General features: G+C 37.8%; 12 protein-coding genes. 9 read left to right on the forward strand and 3 right to left on the reverse strand.

Translation table 11 applies throughout. The features are described 5' to 3' along the window. Positions 1 to 4: 4 nt before the first annotated feature. Together DYR29_RS02730 and DYR29_RS02735 are read left to right on the forward strand one after the other, a co-directional pair. Positions 5 to 517: a hypothetical protein gene (locus DYR29_RS02730; RefSeq protein ID WP_213279189.1), complete on the forward strand. Its 513-nt coding sequence runs from the start codon at positions 5 to 7 to the stop codon at positions 515 to 517. A 17-nt stretch (positions 518 to 534) separates the two neighbouring features. Next, positions 535 to 1,146: an inorganic pyrophosphatase gene (locus DYR29_RS02735; protein ID WP_213279190.1), complete on the forward strand. Its 612-nt coding sequence runs from the start codon at positions 535 to 537 to the stop codon at positions 1,144 to 1,146. Between the two features lie 83 nt (positions 1,147 to 1,229). Here DYR29_RS02735 and DYR29_RS02740 read toward each other — a convergent pair whose 3' ends face one another. After that, entirely contained in the window at positions 1,230 to 2,948 is a 1,719-nt protein-coding gene (locus DYR29_RS02740; protein WP_213279191.1) for an amidohydrolase, read from the reverse strand. A gap of 131 nt (positions 2,949 to 3,079) precedes the next feature. Here DYR29_RS02740 and DYR29_RS02745 point away from each other — a divergent pair, with 131 nt between their 5' ends. Further along, a complete protein-coding gene (locus tag DYR29_RS02745) occupies positions 3,080 to 5,812 on the forward strand; it encodes a sodium-translocating pyrophosphatase (protein WP_213279192.1) in 2,733 nt (910 codons plus the stop codon). A gap of 132 nt (positions 5,813 to 5,944) precedes the next feature. Here DYR29_RS02745 and DYR29_RS02750 read toward each other — a convergent pair whose 3' ends face one another. Continuing rightward, on the reverse strand, positions 5,945 to 7,084 hold the full coding sequence (locus DYR29_RS02750; protein ID WP_213279193.1) for an aminotransferase class I/II-fold pyridoxal phosphate-dependent enzyme: 1,140 nt from the start codon (positions 7,082 to 7,084) through the stop codon (positions 5,945 to 5,947). 160 nt (positions 7,085 to 7,244) lie between these two features. On the opposite strand from DYR29_RS02750, the gene DYR29_RS02755 reads away from it, so the two are divergent. The 6 genes from DYR29_RS02755 (at position 7,245) to DYR29_RS02780 (ending at position 12,562) form a co-directional block, all read left to right on the forward strand. Continuing rightward, positions 7,245 to 8,285: a M28 family metallopeptidase gene (locus tag DYR29_RS02755; protein WP_213279194.1), complete on the forward strand. Its 1,041-nt coding sequence runs from the start codon at positions 7,245 to 7,247 to the stop codon at positions 8,283 to 8,285. 81 nt (positions 8,286 to 8,366) lie between these two features. Next, on the forward strand, positions 8,367 to 8,816 hold the full coding sequence (locus DYR29_RS02760; protein WP_249413595.1) for a GNAT family N-acetyltransferase: 450 nt from the start codon (positions 8,367 to 8,369) through the stop codon (positions 8,814 to 8,816). Beyond that, a complete protein-coding gene (locus tag DYR29_RS02765; RefSeq protein ID WP_213279195.1) occupies positions 8,813 to 9,181 on the forward strand; it encodes a glyoxalase in 369 nt (122 codons plus the stop codon). The genes DYR29_RS02760 and DYR29_RS02765 overlap by 4 nt, the downstream gene beginning before the upstream one ends. Before the next feature lie 3 nt (positions 9,182 to 9,184). Beyond that, on the forward strand, positions 9,185 to 9,685 hold the full coding sequence (locus tag DYR29_RS02770) for an endonuclease V (protein WP_213279196.1): 501 nt from the start codon (positions 9,185 to 9,187) through the stop codon (positions 9,683 to 9,685). A gap of 153 nt (positions 9,686 to 9,838) precedes the next feature. Then, the gene (locus DYR29_RS02775; protein WP_213279197.1) at positions 9,839 to 11,014 is read left to right on the forward strand and encodes an acetyl-CoA C-acyltransferase; all 1,176 of its coding nucleotides are present in this window, start codon (positions 9,839 to 9,841) and stop codon (positions 11,012 to 11,014) included. 237 nt (positions 11,015 to 11,251) lie between these two features. After that, positions 11,252 to 12,562, forward strand: a complete 1,311-nt coding sequence (locus DYR29_RS02780; protein WP_213279198.1) for a T9SS type A sorting domain-containing protein — start codon at positions 11,252 to 11,254, stop codon at positions 12,560 to 12,562. Positions 12,563 to 12,654: 92 nt separating this feature from the next. Here DYR29_RS02780 and DYR29_RS02785 read toward each other — a convergent pair whose 3' ends face one another. Continuing rightward, the gene (locus tag DYR29_RS02785; RefSeq protein WP_213279199.1) at positions 12,655 to 15,996 is read right to left on the reverse strand and encodes a DEAD/DEAH box helicase; all 3,342 of its coding nucleotides are present in this window, start codon (positions 15,994 to 15,996) and stop codon (positions 12,655 to 12,657) included. Positions 15,997 to 16,066 lie beyond the last annotated feature (70 nt).

A 16,066-nucleotide genomic window follows, 5' to 3' on the forward strand; every position in this document is an offset into this window, starting at 1 on the left:
AATTATGACGAGTCTCTCAGGATATCTACCGTATGCATTTGCATTGATTATTGCAATTCCTTTTTTGGTTTTGCTCAGACAATTTGTACACTCGTACATTACTCTTAAAAATCAGGAAATCAAACTACTTTCCGTGAAATCTAATTCAGAGAATAAAGCATATTCTTACGAAAGAATGACTTTGTTTCTGGACAGAATGAAGCCATCAAACCTTATCCAGAGATTTGATAGAGAATTAGCCGTTCATGAGTTTATTTTTCTTACCGAAAAAACAATCAATGAAGAATTTGAATATAACTCCTCACAGCAGTTATACATCACAAAAAATTCATGGAAGAACATCGTAGACTCTAAAAATGCCATCATAGAACTGCTTCACAAAACCTATGACGGATTGAAAGGAGAGGTTCAGCTGGATGAATTCAAGACGATTTTCATCATGAATTATATGGAAGGCAACGATTATATTGTGGAAACAATAGAAGATTTAAGAAAAGAAATTTTAATAATAACTTAAAAAATAACAGATAAATAATGATTCCAAATTTTAAAGCACATCCATGGCACGGAATTTCTGCAGGAGAAGATGCGCCAAATGTTGTAAACGTATTTGTGGAAATTGTTCCTTCAGATACTATTAAATATGAAGTAGATAAAGAAACAGGATACCTAAAAGTAGACAGACCTCAGAAATTCTCTAATATCATCCCAGCTTTATATGGTTTTGTTCCAAGAACATACTGTGATCAGGAAGTAATGAAACTTGCTGTAGAATCAGGCGCTACTGATGTTACAATGGGAGATCATGATCCTCTTGATATTTGTGTTTTAAGTTCTCATAACATCCATGCCGGAGGTTTATTAATGGAAGCTATTCCAATCGGAGGTTTCAAAATGATCGACGGAGGAGAAGCTGATGATAAAATTGTTGCAGTAATGATCAATGACCACGCTTTCGGACACTTCAGAGATATTGCTGAATTACCGGAAGCTGAAGTAAGAAGATTAATGCACTACTTTCTAACGTACAAGAATTTACCAGATGAGCCTGCAAAATGCAGAATCCAGGAGGTTTACGGAGCTGAGCACGCTAGAAAAGTGATCAAAGCTTCTCAAACAGACTACGCAGATAAATTCGGAGGATAAGAATTTATTCTCAAAACATACAAAAAAGCAGATGAATCTTCATCTGCTTTTTTTGTGAATATTTTTATTCTTCCTCAATAGATTTATTTTCTTTTGTATACAGAATTTCCTTCTTTTATGGTTTCTAGAACTTTAATGTTTCTAAGATTTTCAGGATCTATCGTTAAAGGATTCTGATCCAGAATGACAAAGTCTGCCAGTTTACCCGCTTTAATAGACCCTTTTCTGTTTTCTTCCTGCAATTGATAAGCTCCGTTGATGGTAATAGCTTTCAGGGCTTCAAGAGGAGTGATTCTTTCATTGGGTCCTAAAATCATTCCTGATCTTGTCTTTCTGTTTACTGCAGCATAGACAGCGGTAATCAAATCGGGTGGGGTAACCGGAGAATCATGATGGATGGTAAACGTAATTCCTGCTTTTAACGCTGAGTTGGCCGGACTTATAAAAGAAGCTCTTTCAGGACCAAAAACACTCGAATAGTGCCAATCTCCCCATAAATACGCATGGGTAGAAAAGTAAGAAGGAATTACACCTAATTCTTTTATCTTTTGAATATGATCGGGACGGCTGTTTTGTACATGAATTAATGTTGCGCGCAATTCCGGTTTGTAAATGTTTTCATCTTTTAACCTTTTAATAACCCGGATTGCCTGATCTATTGCAGCATCTCCATTCACATGAAGCTGTGCGGTTATATGGTTTTGGAAAAGTATTTTCAGATCGTTATATAACGTTTCATCCGTAAAGATGGGAAATCCTTTGTAGTCTTTAGGCTGACCTTCAGGTGGAATTAAATAAGGCTGTGTTAGCCAGGCTGTTTTTCCTTGTGGAGAACCATCATCAGAAAATTTGAACCCAGCCAGTTTCAAGCGATTTTCATATTTCATATACTTTGGTTTGAAGCGGCTGAAATCCTTTTTGAAATATTCATAATCGGGAAAATAAACTACGTCGGCTTTAAAAAGATGTTGAGAAGCTGCTTTTTCTAACAGAGCAACGCTTTCTCCCATAGTTCTTCCATCACAAATAGTAGTCTGTCCATAGCTGAGCCATTCATCCTGGGCTTTTATCAGATTTTCCATTGCATGAGCTTCAGTATTACCCTTGCTCATCTTTTCAGTGAGGGTAAGTAAGGCTGCAAAACTGGCATTTTCCTCTAACTTTCCGTTTAACTTTCCCGTTTTTTTATCCCTGCCGATGTGTCCTCCTTCAGGATCTTTTGATGCTTCTGTTATTCCCAGAAATTGTAGCATAGCGCTGTTTGCTACACTGGCATGACCTGAGGCATGAATAACAATAATAGGATTGGTTTTACTAATGACATCCAGTTCTGTTTTTGTAGGATGACGATGTTCTCTCATAATTGCATCATCATAACCGTTTCCGATAATCGGCTGCTTATCTGTAATCTTATTCTCTTTAATGGAGTTCTTAACCGTAATCTGTAAATCTTTAATTGAATTCACGGTACCATAAGGTTCTGGAGATAGGTCTACAGCATCCATAGTCCCGGCTCTTGAAGTAAGATGTGCATGAACATCTATAAACCCGGGAAGAAGTGTTTTTCCATTGAGATTAATCATTTTGGTGGCTGGCTCTGAAAAACGCTCTGCATCCGATTTTGTTCCGGCAAAAAGTATTTTACCATCTTTAACTGCTACAGCTTCAACCTGGGGAGAAGAATCCTCCATTGTTATAATAGGACCTCCAAAATAGAGTATCTCAGCTTTTTCTTTGGGAGCTCTGTTTTGGCAGCTGCTTACACATGCTGCTAAAGCTAGGGTGTAGAATATTTTTTTCATAATTATTAATTCAATTTTGTGTGAAAAACAAATCTACGAAATAATATATTATTATGAATTTTATTAAGTATTCATAATTTCATTATATTTATGAAACTAATTACATTTTTTTTAATATAAAATAATAAACTATGGATTTGTTCTATTTAATTCCTGTTTTTGGTGTGATTGCTTTACTTTATACTTTTTTTCAGAGTAATTGGGTGAATAAGCAGAATGCCGGTAATGAAAAAATGAAAATAATCAGCGGTCATATTGCAGACGGTGCAATGGCTTTTCTAAAGGCTGAATACAAAATCTTAATGTATTTCGTGGTGATAGTCGCCATTTTACTTGCCGTAATGGGGTCAAGCAATGCCAATTCACATTGGAGTATCGGTATTGCCTTTGCTGTAGGAGCGGTATTTTCCGCATTAGCAGGTTTTATTGGGATGAAAATTGCCACCAAAGCCAATGTAAGGACCGCAGAAGCGGCAAGAACTTCACTGTCGAAAGCGCTTAAAGTATCTTTTACAGGAGGTTCTGTTATGGGAATGGGGGTTGCCGGACTTGCTGTTTTAGGATTGGGAGCATTATTCCTGATTATTAAGCAGATTTTTGCACCTGATGCCACAGTAGATTCCCACGAAATGGAAAAGACCATTGAAATTCTTACCGGATTTTCTCTTGGGGCAGAATCCATAGCGCTTTTTGCAAGAGTAGGAGGAGGTATTTATACAAAAGCGGCAGATGTAGGTGCTGACCTTGTTGGGAAAGTTGAGGCAGGCATTCCTGAAGATGATCCCCGAAACCCCGCAACAATTGCAGATAACGTAGGAGATAACGTAGGAGATGTAGCAGGAATGGGAGCCGACCTTTTCGGATCATATGTTGCAACAGTTCTGGCAACCATGGTGTTAGGTAGAGAAACTGTTTCCGATGATGCTTTCGGAGGTTTTGCTCCAATCCTTTTACCGATGCTGATTGCAGGAACAGGAATTATATTTTCTATGATCGGAACTTTATTTGTGAAAATTAATGACAATGAAGGTTCATCCACTTCCAGTGTACAGAATGCTTTAAACCTTGGAAACTGGGGCAGTATTGTTATTACAGCCATTTCATCCTACTTCCTGGTAACCTATATTCTTCCTGAAAAAATGGTTCTAAGAGGCCATGAGTTTACTAAAATGGGTGTGTTCGGAGCCATCATGGTAGGTTTGGTCGTAGGAACTTTAATGAGTATCATAACAGAATATTATACCGCAATGGGTAAAAGACCGGTTTCCAGTATTGTGAGACAGTCTTCTACAGGCCATGCGACAAACATTATCGGGGGACTTTCCGTTGGTATGGAATCTACCTTACTTCCGATTATTGTGCTGGCAGGCGGAATCTATGGATCTTATCTTTGTGCCGGCCTTTATGGTGTTGCCATTGCAGCAGCCGGAATGATGGCTACTACAGCGATGCAGCTGGCGATTGATGCCTTTGGACCTATTGCTGATAATGCAGGTGGTATTGCCGAAATGAGTGAACTTCCTAAGGATGTACGTGAAAAAACAGATATCCTGGATGCTGTAGGAAATACAACTGCCGCTACCGGAAAAGGATTTGCCATTGCTTCAGCTGCCTTAACAGCATTAGCGTTATTTGCAGCTTTTGTTGGAATTGCAGGAATTGACGGAATTGATATTTACAGGGCAGATGTTCTAGCCGGTCTGTTTGTTGGCGGAATGATTCCATTTATCTTTTCATCACTGGCAATCACTGCTGTTGGACAGGCTGCCATGGCTATGGTTGAAGAAGTAAGAAGACAGTTCCGTGAAATTCCCGGAATTTTAGAAGGAAAAGCACAACCTGAATATGAAAAATGTGTTGCTATTTCCACAGATGCATCCATCAGAAAAATGATGCTGCCAGGGGCTATAGCAATCATCTCACCACTCTTGATCGGATTTATTTTCGGACCTGAAGTATTGGGAGGATTCCTTGCTGGTGCTACTGTGTGTGGTGTTTTGATGGGAATGTTCCAGAATAATGCAGGAGGTGCCTGGGACAATGCTAAAAAATCATTTGAAAAAGGAGTGGATATCAATGGGCAGACTTATTACAAAGGTTCAGAGCCACATAAAGCATCTGTAACAGGAGATACCGTTGGAGATCCGTTTAAAGATACTTCCGGACCATCCATGAATATTCTGATCAAATTAATGTCTATCGTTTCTTTGGTTATTGCACCTACTTTAGCAGTATTGCATAAAGACAAAATCGAAGCCAACAGAAAAGCAAAAATAGAAAGTCTTACAGGGATTACCAGTGCTGCAACAGGTGTAAGTGCAGATACCAAAATAATTGCGGTAGTTCCGGGAGAGATTAAAGGGCATCTTAATGAAAACGGAGACTTTGTATATGAAACAGGAAATGTTCAGAAAGTAAAACTGGATGGAGGAAAAACGATCGCCATAGGAGATGGAAGTCAGCTTTACCAGCTTTATAATGTGGTAAAACAAAAAGATAAGTCAGCTTTAGATCCTAATAAATGGTACACCATTGAAAACCTTTATTTTGAGACAGGCTCAAGCGATTTGAAGGCAGGATATGAACTTCAGCTGAATAATTTAGCTGAAATCTTAAATGCTTATCCAGATTTGAAAATAAAATTAGGCGGATACACAGACAACAGCGGTAATGAAGATAGTAATCTTAAATTATCCAATCTGAGAGCGCAGACTGCAAAACTTAAATTACTGGAGCTGGGTGTTGCTGCAGATAGAGTAGAAGCTGAAGGCTATGGATCACAGCATCCGGTATGTGAAGCTAATGATACCGATGAGTGTAAAGCGAAAAACAGAAGAATTGATGTAAGAGTTCTGGCTCTTTAAAATCATTACAATACAACAAAAGCACTGCCTTGGCGGTGCTTTTGTTATTATTTGGATAGCATGAAGAAATGGAAATCCATAAGCATCTGTGAAAATTCGTATAGATTGCGCAAAAAATAAAGATGTAAAAAATCAAAGGTTCTTTTTCAAATGCTCCAACGCCTGAATAATCAGTTCATCCTTTTTAGCAAAACTGAACCTGATATAATCTGAATTCTGTCTTGAATTGTAAAAAGCCGAAAGCGGAAGACAGGATACTTTTTTCTCAATCGTAAGCCATTTTGAAAATTCTACATCCGTCATTGTTGACGAAATATTCCTGAAATTAACCACCTGAAAGACACTTCCTTCTGCCTGATGTTCTATCTGTAGGGGTGTTTCCTGAATCAACTGATTAAAAATATCCCTTTTATTCTGCATTATCTCTTTATTGACAGCCGGGTCGAATACATCCAGATACTTTGCGATAGCATATTGTGCCGGGGCACTGGCACTGTAAGAAATATACTGCTGATGGCACTGGAATCTTTTTGTTAAAGCTTCAGAAGCAAGCATGTAACTCACTTTCCATCCGGAAGTATGAAACATTTTGCCAAAAGAAAAAATACAGAACGTCTTTTCTCTAAGCTCCGGATGAATAAAAGAACTGTAATGTTCAGCTTCGTCATAGCAGTACGTATCATATATTTCTTCAGAAATCAAATAAATATTACGGTCCTTGATCAGTTCATACAATTGATTCCAGTCTTCTTTTTTCCATACTTTTCCGGTAGGGTTTTGGGGAGAGTTGACAATGACGGCTCTGGTTTTTTCAGTAATACAGTTTTTAAACAAATCCCAGTTGATGGTAAAATCCCCGTCAAGATCATAATAAACAGGAATTCCTCCATTCATAACAACAGCAGGCCCATAGGTGTAATAAGACGGCTGAATAATAATCACTTCATCATGTTGATTTAAAATGGATTTGAGGGAAGTATATAAAGCAAAGGTTGCACACGGGACAATGGTTATTTCCTTAGTGGTAACAGGAATTTTGTTAGTCCGTTTTGCATTGAAATGGATGATACTTTCAATCAGGAGAGGATTGCCGGAAAGAGGTTCATAATGATAAGTCTCTTTTTCAGCAGCTTCTTTTAAAAATATTTTAAGGCGTTCATCAATATCAAAATCGGGAAGGCCCAGAGAAAGATCAAAGCTTCCGTGCCTGTTTGCCAGCTCGGACATTTCCGTAAAAAAGGAATAATGAGTAAACCCGTAAATTTTATCCACTTATTTTGTATTGTAATCAAATATAATAAAAAATTAATATCAAAATTGACTTTGTGTTGAATTATTGTCAATTTTATAATAAATAACATACGATTTTGTGATTTTGATCCCTCATGTTGGGTTTCAATAAAATTTGTTATTTTTAAGAAATTTATTCTTTATGAAAAAAATACTTATTCCGTTATTGGCCATGACTGTAGTGACCAGTTGTGGAACGGCAAAAATAGCTGATGGAAATTCTTCACATCCTGTATCTACAAAACACAGCAAGGCATTTAATAATGCATACAAGGAAATTAACGCTGAAGATTTAAAGAAAAATCTGTATGTCATTGCAGCAGATGATATGGAGGGGCGTGATACAGGAAGTAAAGGCCAGAAGAAAGCGGGAGAGTATATGATTAATTACTATAAAAATCTTGGTATTTCCGGACCGAAAGCATTAGGCTCATACTATCAGAAAGTTCCGTCTGAGTTTATGAAAAAAAGAGGAGGAGGCAACCTGCCTGATTCTGAAAATATTCTGGCTTTTATCGAAGGAAGCGAAAAACCAGACGAGATTGTTGTAGTTTCAGCCCATTATGACCACGTAGGAACAAAAAATGGAGTGGTGTATAACGGGGCAGATGACGACGGAAGCGGAACTGTTGCCGTAATGGAAATTGCAAAAGCATTCCAGCAGGCAAAAAAAGCAGGAAAAGGACCTAAGAGATCTATCCTGTTTCTACATGTTACAGGAGAAGAGCACGGATTGTTTGGTTCAGAATATTATTCCGAAAACCCTGTCTTCCCATTGGCCAACACCGTTGTTGATCTTAATATTGATATGATTGGGCGTGATGATCCTGCCAACAGAGGAAAGCAATATGTATATGTAATAGGTTCTGAAATGTTAAGTTCTCAGCTTAAAGTAATCAATGAAGCAGCCAATAAGAGAACCAATAATCTGGAACTTAATTACAAGTATGATGATTTGAATGATCCTGAACAATTATATTACCGTTCAGATCACTATAATTTTGCCAAACATAATATTCCTGTAGCCTTCTTCTTTGATGGTATTCATGAAGATTATCATAAACCAGGCGATGATCCTGAAAAGATTGATTATCAACTATTGGAGAAAAGAACCCAGCTAATCTTTACTACAGCCTGGGATATTGCCAATAGAGAAGAAAGAATTGTGGTTGACAGAAAATAATAACATATCATCTTTGTCAAGGTTTAAAACCTTGACAAGGATTAAGAGTAAAAAATATATAGCGTTTATCCACAAATTACCATGAGCATAATTATTCGAGAAGCAAGACCGGAAGATATTCCACAGATTCAGGTTGTAAGAAATTCTGTGAAAGAAAATACATTATCAGATCCGGGATTGGTTACAGATAAAGATTGTGAGGAATTTCTTTTTCAAAGAGGAAAAGGATGGGTAGGTGAGACAGAAGGACAGATTGTTGGCTTTTCCATTGCAGATCTGAAAGAGAACAATATCTGGGCTTTGTTTGTACATCCTGATTTTGAAAACCAGGGAATAGGCAGAAAACTTCATGACATCATGCTCAACTGGTATTTTAAACAAAAGAAAGATGATCTATGGCTTGGTACTTCACCTGGAACAAGAGCTGAGAATTTCTACAGAAAATCTGGATGGAAGGAAACTGGAAACCATGGAAAAGGAGAGATCAAGTTTGAAATGACCTATGAATACTGGAAAAATAAAATAGTATGACACCGAAACTAAAATCCATCAGACCTTTTATCGGGGCGAAGAATTTTGAGATCAGCAGAAACTTTTATAAGGATCTAGGTTTTGAAGAAGTTGTTCTTGAGCCCAAACTTTCACTGTTTACACGGGAGGAAATAGGTTTTTACCTTCAGGATTATTATGCAAAAGATTGGGTTGATAATACCATGATCTTTATGGAAGTGGCCAATACAGATGAATTCTGGGAAGAGCTTTTATCTTTGAAGCTTACAGATATTTATGAAAATGTGAGACTTTCCCCTGTAAGAACTATGAAATGGGGAAAAGAGTGTTTTGTGCATGATCCTTCAGGGATTTTGTGGCATTTCGGTGAATTTTTTAAGGAATAGAATATGATTTACGCATTTGACACCTATTATTATGAGGATTATGCCAATACCGTGTGTATTGCATTTGAGGATTGGACGTCTGAAAAAGAAGTGGAAGTTTTTATAGAACAGACTGCTGTGAGCTCAGAATATGAAAGCGGTGCATTTTACAAGAGAGAATTACCCTGTATTTTAAGTCTACTGACAAAAATAGCATTAAAACCAGAAGATATAATCATTGTTGACGGATACGTTACTTTGGATAATAATGGGAAAATTGGACTGGGCGGTCATCTTTACGAAGAATTGAAAGAGAAATATCCTATTGTCGGGATTGCAAAAAATGAATTTACAACTCCCGATTCCCAAAGGAGAAGTGTATTCCGTGGAGAAAGTAAAACACCGCTTTTTGTTACTGCCAAAGGAATGAATGTAGATGAAGTTCAATTGAAAGTAGAACAGATGCATGGTGCTTACAGAATGCCCACGCTGCTTAAAAAACTGGATCAGCTTAGCAGAACATAAAAATTAAAATCTTACTGTACTAAGTAAGATTTTTTTTTAATTATTTAATATACCAATCGGTATATTTTAATTATCTTTGTACTATTCCTTTATTAAATCAAAGGATTTTTTTAATCAAAAAATATACCGATCGGTATTTAAAATTAATATCCTATGAAAGAAGTATTTATATTAGCTGCAAAACGAACCCCAGTGGGAGGTTTTATGGGAAGCTTATCCGGATTTACTGCTCCACAGTTGGGTGCTGTTGCCATTAAAAATGCCTATGAAAACATCGGATTGGCTCCGGAATATATAGACAGTGTGTATATGGGAAATGTACTCAGTGCCGGGCTGGGACAATCTCCAGCAAGGCAGGCCGCTATTTTTGGAGGTATTCCTGTAGATAAAGATGCCACAACGATAAATAAAGTCTGTGCCTCCGGTATGAAGTCTGCAATGATCGGTGCACAGCAGATTCAGCTTGGTCTGGAGCATATTGTCATGACCGGTGGAATGGAAAGTATGAGCAATGTTCCCCATTACGTTAAGCTTCGCCAGGGAACAAAACTGGGAGACACTCATCTTACTGATGGTGTGATCAAAGATGGGTTGTGGGATGTGTATAATGATTTCCATATGGGAAGTGCAGCTGAACTGGGCGTAAAAAAATATGGATTAACACGTCAGCAGCTTGATGAATACGCTTTGTTTTCCTACCATCGGGCTCAGGAAGCGGCAAAAAGCGGCAAGTTCAGCGATGAGTTGATCCAAATATCGATTGAAGGAAAGAAAGGCGCTATAATCGTAGATAAAGACGAAGATATTGACAAACTTATTCCTGAGAAAATTTCTCTTTTGAAGCCGGCATTTGAAGCAGACGGGACATTGACAGCCGCTAATTCAAGTAATCTGAATGACGGAGCTGCAGCAATACTATTAGGATCTTCAGAGGCTGTTCAGCAACATAATTTGAAACCCTTAGCCAGAATCGTAGCCTATGCAGATGCGGCTCAGTCTCCGGAATGGTTCACCACTTCTCCGTCTGTTGCCATTCAAAAGTTACTCAAGCAGACGGGTCTCAGTTTATCTGATATTGATTATTTCGAGATTAATGAAGCTTATTCCTCTGTTATCTTATCCAATCAGCAGATTTTGGGTTATGACCTGAATAAAGTGAATGTATATGGTGGTGCGGTTGCTTTGGGACACCCGATTGGTGCTTCAGGAGCAAGAATTATCACAACATTAGTCAGTGTACTTCGCCAGGAAAAAGGAAGATTGGGGATAGCTGCCATCTGTAACGGAGGGGGAGGAGCGTCTGCTGTTCTCATTGAAAATATAAGTTAGAGCATATAAATTTCCTTAGATTTTATTCTTTTACAACAAAAACTGTTTCTCAAATTTATTTTGAAAAACAGTTTTTTATTTATAAAAGATTGATTTTCCATTAGTAAAAGAAGTTGTTTAATAAGTATCGTTGGCTCATTAAATATCTATTTTTATTAAACTGACAAATATCATTACATTGTTATTTTTATTCATTCTAAATAAATATAAATTTGTCCCAGGAAATTTAAACAAAAAATGAAAAAAATAACTACTCTTTCTGGTATTGTACTTTGCTCACTGGCGAATGCCCAACTGCAATATTGCATGCCTGTGTTTCAGTATGGAGCTGACAGCAATATGATCAGTAATGTTACTTTCGGAAACATTAATAATTCATCGCCGGTTCAGTCCGAAAATGCGCAAATTTATGAGAATTTTACATCAATGTCTACAGATTTGCAGCCCGGAAACAATTATAATATATCTGTAACGGGCCCTTCCAGTACTTTTCCAAGTGATGTAGTTGTTTTTATAGACTTTAATCAGAATGGTAGTTTTGATGATGCCGGAGAAAGTTTCTACATAGGAAGGCTTGAAGCTGCCAATCCGGCCAATTCATTTACGATCAATAATATAATAGTGGTTCCTGCTGCTGCAGTCAATGGAAGTACAAGAATGCGGGTTCTGAAGAATACAAATGTTCAGGCTTATTCAGATCCTAATGCTCCCCATTCTATCAGTTCAGCTTGTGATTCTGGCTTAAGAGCAGGGCAGACTGAAGATTATACCGTTAACATTGTAGGGAATGCAGTGAATTTCCCGGCTCCTTACTGTGGTGCTGAAAATGTGACCAGCCTTACAGTGAGCGAAATAAGCAAGGTAGAATTTGCCGGAACCATAAAAAACAGTGCTATTGATGGTAACTCAGACGTTCTTGAAAATTTTACGGCAACCGTCTTCACTGTTAACCGTGGAAATACCTATCCTATAACAGTAACTGGAGGTACCCACGGACAGAATACCGTATCAGCGTATGCTTATATTGATTTTAACCATAATAATCAGTTTGATGCAGACGAGAAGTTTAACCTGGGATATCTGGATAATTCCAATCCGGTTCCTGCTCCGGAATCAGGAATTACATCAGGTAGTATTACCATTCCGGCAGGAGCACAGCTTGGAGAAACCCGTTTCAGATTGGTGAAAGCCTATGAATCAAATTCATGGATGGGAACTTTGGAGAATCTTCCTTGTCCTTCAGGATGGTTTATCGGTCAGGCAGAAGATTATACGATTAATATTCAGCCGGAAAGCCTTTCAACAATAGAAGTTTCTAAAGATGCTTCAGTTCATGTTAAAATATATCCGAACCCGACAGCAGATTCGGTAACAATCAGGATGAAAGAAGGGCTGGAGAAATATGAAATTTTTAATATGTCAGGGCAGAAGACGCTGGAAGGCAATTCCATGACAGTTTCTATGAACCATTTTGTTCCGGGAACATATCTTATTAAAATCCTGACAAAAAATCAAAAGACAGTCACAGAAAAAATTATCAAAAAATAGACACATCATATCTAAATCATATCCATATCAATTTTTGTTTTTAATCGACAGGTCCTTTACCTGTCGGTTTTTTAATTGTTGCTTTTTAGATATTATGAACCGGATTCTAATAAATTCATAAGATCCTGTTTAGAAAGTCCCTGAAGTTTCTTTCCGTCTGTGGTAAGCAGATTCTGAGCCAGTTGTTTTTTCTTTTGCTGAAAGGTAAGAATTTTTTCTTCCACAGTATTAGAACAGATCATCCGGACGGCAATTACATTTTTGGTTTGTCCTATACGATAACTTCGGTCAATAGCCTGGTTTTCAGCTGCAGGATTCCACCATGGATCTACCAGATAAATATAATCTGCCTGAGTGAGATTAAGACCTACACCACCAGCCTTTAAGCTGATCAGAAACACACGAATATCTTTATTTTTCTGGAAATTTGATACTTTTTCTCCTCTATCTTTAGTCTGCCCCGTAAGATATTCAAACTTAATATTGTGGCGTTCCAGTTCTGTTTTTATCAGATCAAGCATTCCGACAAACTGTGAGAAGACCAGGATTTTATGATCTTGTGATTTTCCAAGGATCTGTTCCATCAAAATCTCAATTTTAACAGCATTTTCCCCGGAATATCCTTCTTTCATCAACACAGGGGAGTTACAGATCTGTCTGAGTCTTGTGAGACCTGTAAGGACGTGCATGCTGTTCTTATTCAGATCATCGTCATCATTAGCAGCAATAAATTCACGAAGCTCCTTTTCGTAAGCATCGTATATCTTGCGCTGTTCTGCATTCATTTCACAGTAGATGACCGTTTCTGTTTTCTCAGGCAGCTCTTTTGCAACCTGTTTCTTGGTTCTTCTGAGTATAAAAGGCTTTATCTTTTGCTGAAGTTCTAACGCCCGTTTACTGTATTCAAATTTATCAATAGGAATGGCATAAATATCCTTAAAATACTGCTTGCTTCCCAAAAGTCCGGGACAAGCGAAAGAAAGCTGGCTGTAAAGGTCAAAAGTGCTGTTTTCAACAGGCGTACCCGTCAATACAATTCTGTTTCTCGATTGAAGCAGCCGTGCCGCTTTATATCTTTCTGAATTTGGGTTTTTAATCACCTGTGATTCATCCAGAAATACATAATTGAAATTAAAATTTTTTAGAAAACGGATATCCGAAAGCATCATTCCGTAAGTGGTAAGAACTACTTCATAGTCTTGCATATGAGCAGTTGTTTTGGGTCTGTCTGCACCATAATGAAGCAGAACTTTTATAGAAGGTGCAAATCTGCTGAGCTCTTCCTGCCAGTTGAAAAGCAGGGAAGTAGGCACTACAATAAGATTCGTAGTATGTCCTCGTTTTTCCCTCTGTGACAGAATAAAAGCAATAATCTGAATAGTTTTTCCAAGTCCCATATCATCGGCAAGACACCCTCCGAAGTTAAATTCATCAAGAAAATTAAGCCAGTTCAATCCGTCATGCTGATAATCCCTGAGTTCAGCGTCCAGCGTTGCCGGAATATTGACTTGTGGAATATTTTTTACTTTTGAGAACTTCGTGGAATAGGTGGTGAGTTCTTCCTGAACTTCCTGGCTCAGAACTTCTTTTTCAAATAACGAAGTAACCTCTGTGAAATTAATTTTCGGAATCTTTAAGAGCTCTTCGTCAATTTCTCCTGCATGAAAGTACGCGGCTATCTTTTCCATCCATTCTTCAGGGAGAATTCCCAGGCTGCCATCGTCCAGCTGAACGAATTTACTTTTATTACGGATGGAGCGGTGAAGCTGTTTTAAAGAGGCTTCTTTGGGTCCAAAACCTACTTTTAATTTAGCATTAAACCAATCCAGTCCACTGGTAATCTGAATATTGATTTTAGCCCGGTGGGGATTTAATTTGTTATTTTTTAATTCATTAAAGCCAAGTATGGTTATTCCTTCATTTCTCCAGGTTTCAAAAGCTTCAAGAAACCAGTTGTTATCCAGGAACTTATCCCTGTGAAGATAAAAATACTGATAGCCGTCCATCTGCTCTTCAAAATCGGGGTGCTGCTGCATGACTAATGAAGTAAAGCGGGCCTCTGCCGGTTCGTTTCTTTCTATTTTAAATGGATTTCCATTCTGATCTGTATCAAAAAGCTGCTTTCTGGAATACACCGGAACTTCTACATCTCCGTATTTCATAACGGGAGTAATGCCAATATAATTTTCCTGCTGACGGAGATAGATGACTCTTTCCGTGTGATAATTCTTGTCTTCAAGCTGTGCTTTTGTTGCGGCTTGTATGTATTTGTAATTTATATGAATACGCTCTTCTATAGTAGAGAGGATATCCTTCATGAATGCCTCATATTTTGAAGAATGGATCAGTAAGATTTCATTATTAGCCTTAAAAAACCTGATGATTCTGAGCATGTCAGGATGATCTACAAAGCTGAAAACGTTTCGGTTATATACAAAATATTCATTTCTGAGAACAATATTTTTGAATGGAACAGAAATATCATTAAATAACAATTCTCCTGTTATTTCGTAAAACGGATCTTTCTTAAATACAGATAATTGAACCTCGGCATCTAAAGTATTTAATTCAACCTGAGAAAGTGATTTTGCAGACACTGTTTCTGCAATTTCCCGGTCGTGATAATAGACTTCCAATCCCAAAGTATTCTTTACAATAAGTTTTAAAGCTTCCAGTTCTGAAGGGTTGTAATCTTCATTATAATTATTCTGGAAAGAAGTGATGGCTGTATAAAATTTAATGTCTGCAGGTTTCTCGGCTTTCCAGATCAGCTGCATGGCATCTACAGGATTCACCGGATTTTTGAGCTTGCCTGTCTGCGTTATTTCCGCTTCCATGAGGGAGAAGGTCATATGGTTATAATAACGGTGCTTACCAATAACCAATATTTGTTTCTTACCTGTTTCCAGTATTGCAAGTTCATCCAGTTTTGAGGGAAGCTGTGGAAGAAGATCTCTCTGAAGCATCACCTCATCTACAGGAAGCATTTCCTTGATCTTAGGATGGATTTCAATTTTACCATTGCTGTATTCAAGCTGAAAATATTGATCCAGATCCGGTTCATTTTCCAACCCATATGCTTTGGCTTTGGGAAGAAGGGCTTTTTTGCGAAGCATATCATCAAAAAACAAGCGGTAATTTTTATCCTCTATGATACAATGGATGATTTCTGCCTGATGGGAACAAAGCTTGTCTTTCTGATCATCACAAGTGCAGGAGCAGAGTAGTGAACTGCCAACCTTGCTGATGCTGACCATTGGAAAATCCTGTAATGAAGATTGCTTTGTAAATATTCCTGTATTGTTTTCAATAGCAGCAGGGTAGATTTCGTGGAAATCCCTGATTCCGATGAATGCACTGTCTGAGGTATGTTTCAGCAGGTCATATACGGAAAGTGTACTGATATTAACGTTGTCAAGAATATATTCTGCCATAAAAATTGATGAAGGCAAACTTACAAAAAACAAATGTATTTGAGAATCCATTTTGGCTACAGCTTACCCC

The organism is Chryseobacterium indologenes (assembly GCF_018362995.1).
Lineage (GTDB): Bacteria > Bacteroidota > Bacteroidia > Flavobacteriales > Weeksellaceae > Chryseobacterium > Chryseobacterium indologenes_G.

Bases quoted from the DNA above. Each gene is read 5' to 3' on its own strand.
- DYR29_RS02765 (WP_213279195.1), top strand. From the start codon at position 8,813: ATGACACCGAAACTAAAATCCATCAGACCTTTTATCGGGGCGAAGAAT.
- DYR29_RS02730 (WP_213279189.1), top strand. From the start codon at position 5: ATGACGAGTCTCTCAGGATATCTACCGTATGCATTTGCATTGATTATT.
- DYR29_RS02770 (WP_213279196.1), top strand. From the start codon at position 9,185: ATGATTTACGCATTTGACACCTATTATTATGAGGATTATGCCAATACC.
- DYR29_RS02785 (WP_213279199.1), bottom strand. From the start codon at position 15,996: ATGGCAGAATATATTCTTGACAACGTTAATATCAGTACACTTTCCGTA.
- DYR29_RS02775 (WP_213279197.1), top strand. From the start codon at position 9,839: ATGAAAGAAGTATTTATATTAGCTGCAAAACGAACCCCAGTGGGAGGT.
- DYR29_RS02735 (WP_213279190.1), top strand. From the start codon at position 535: ATGATTCCAAATTTTAAAGCACATCCATGGCACGGAATTTCTGCAGGA.
- DYR29_RS02760 (WP_249413595.1), top strand. From the start codon at position 8,367: ATGAGCATAATTATTCGAGAAGCAAGACCGGAAGATATTCCACAGATT.
- DYR29_RS02755 (WP_213279194.1), top strand. From the start codon at position 7,245: ATGAAAAAAATACTTATTCCGTTATTGGCCATGACTGTAGTGACCAGT.
- DYR29_RS02780 (WP_213279198.1), top strand. From the start codon at position 11,252: ATGAAAAAAATAACTACTCTTTCTGGTATTGTACTTTGCTCACTGGCG.
- DYR29_RS02745 (WP_213279192.1), top strand. From the start codon at position 3,080: ATGGATTTGTTCTATTTAATTCCTGTTTTTGGTGTGATTGCTTTACTT.
- DYR29_RS02740 (WP_213279191.1), bottom strand. From the start codon at position 2,948: ATGAAAAAAATATTCTACACCCTAGCTTTAGCAGCATGTGTAAGCAGC.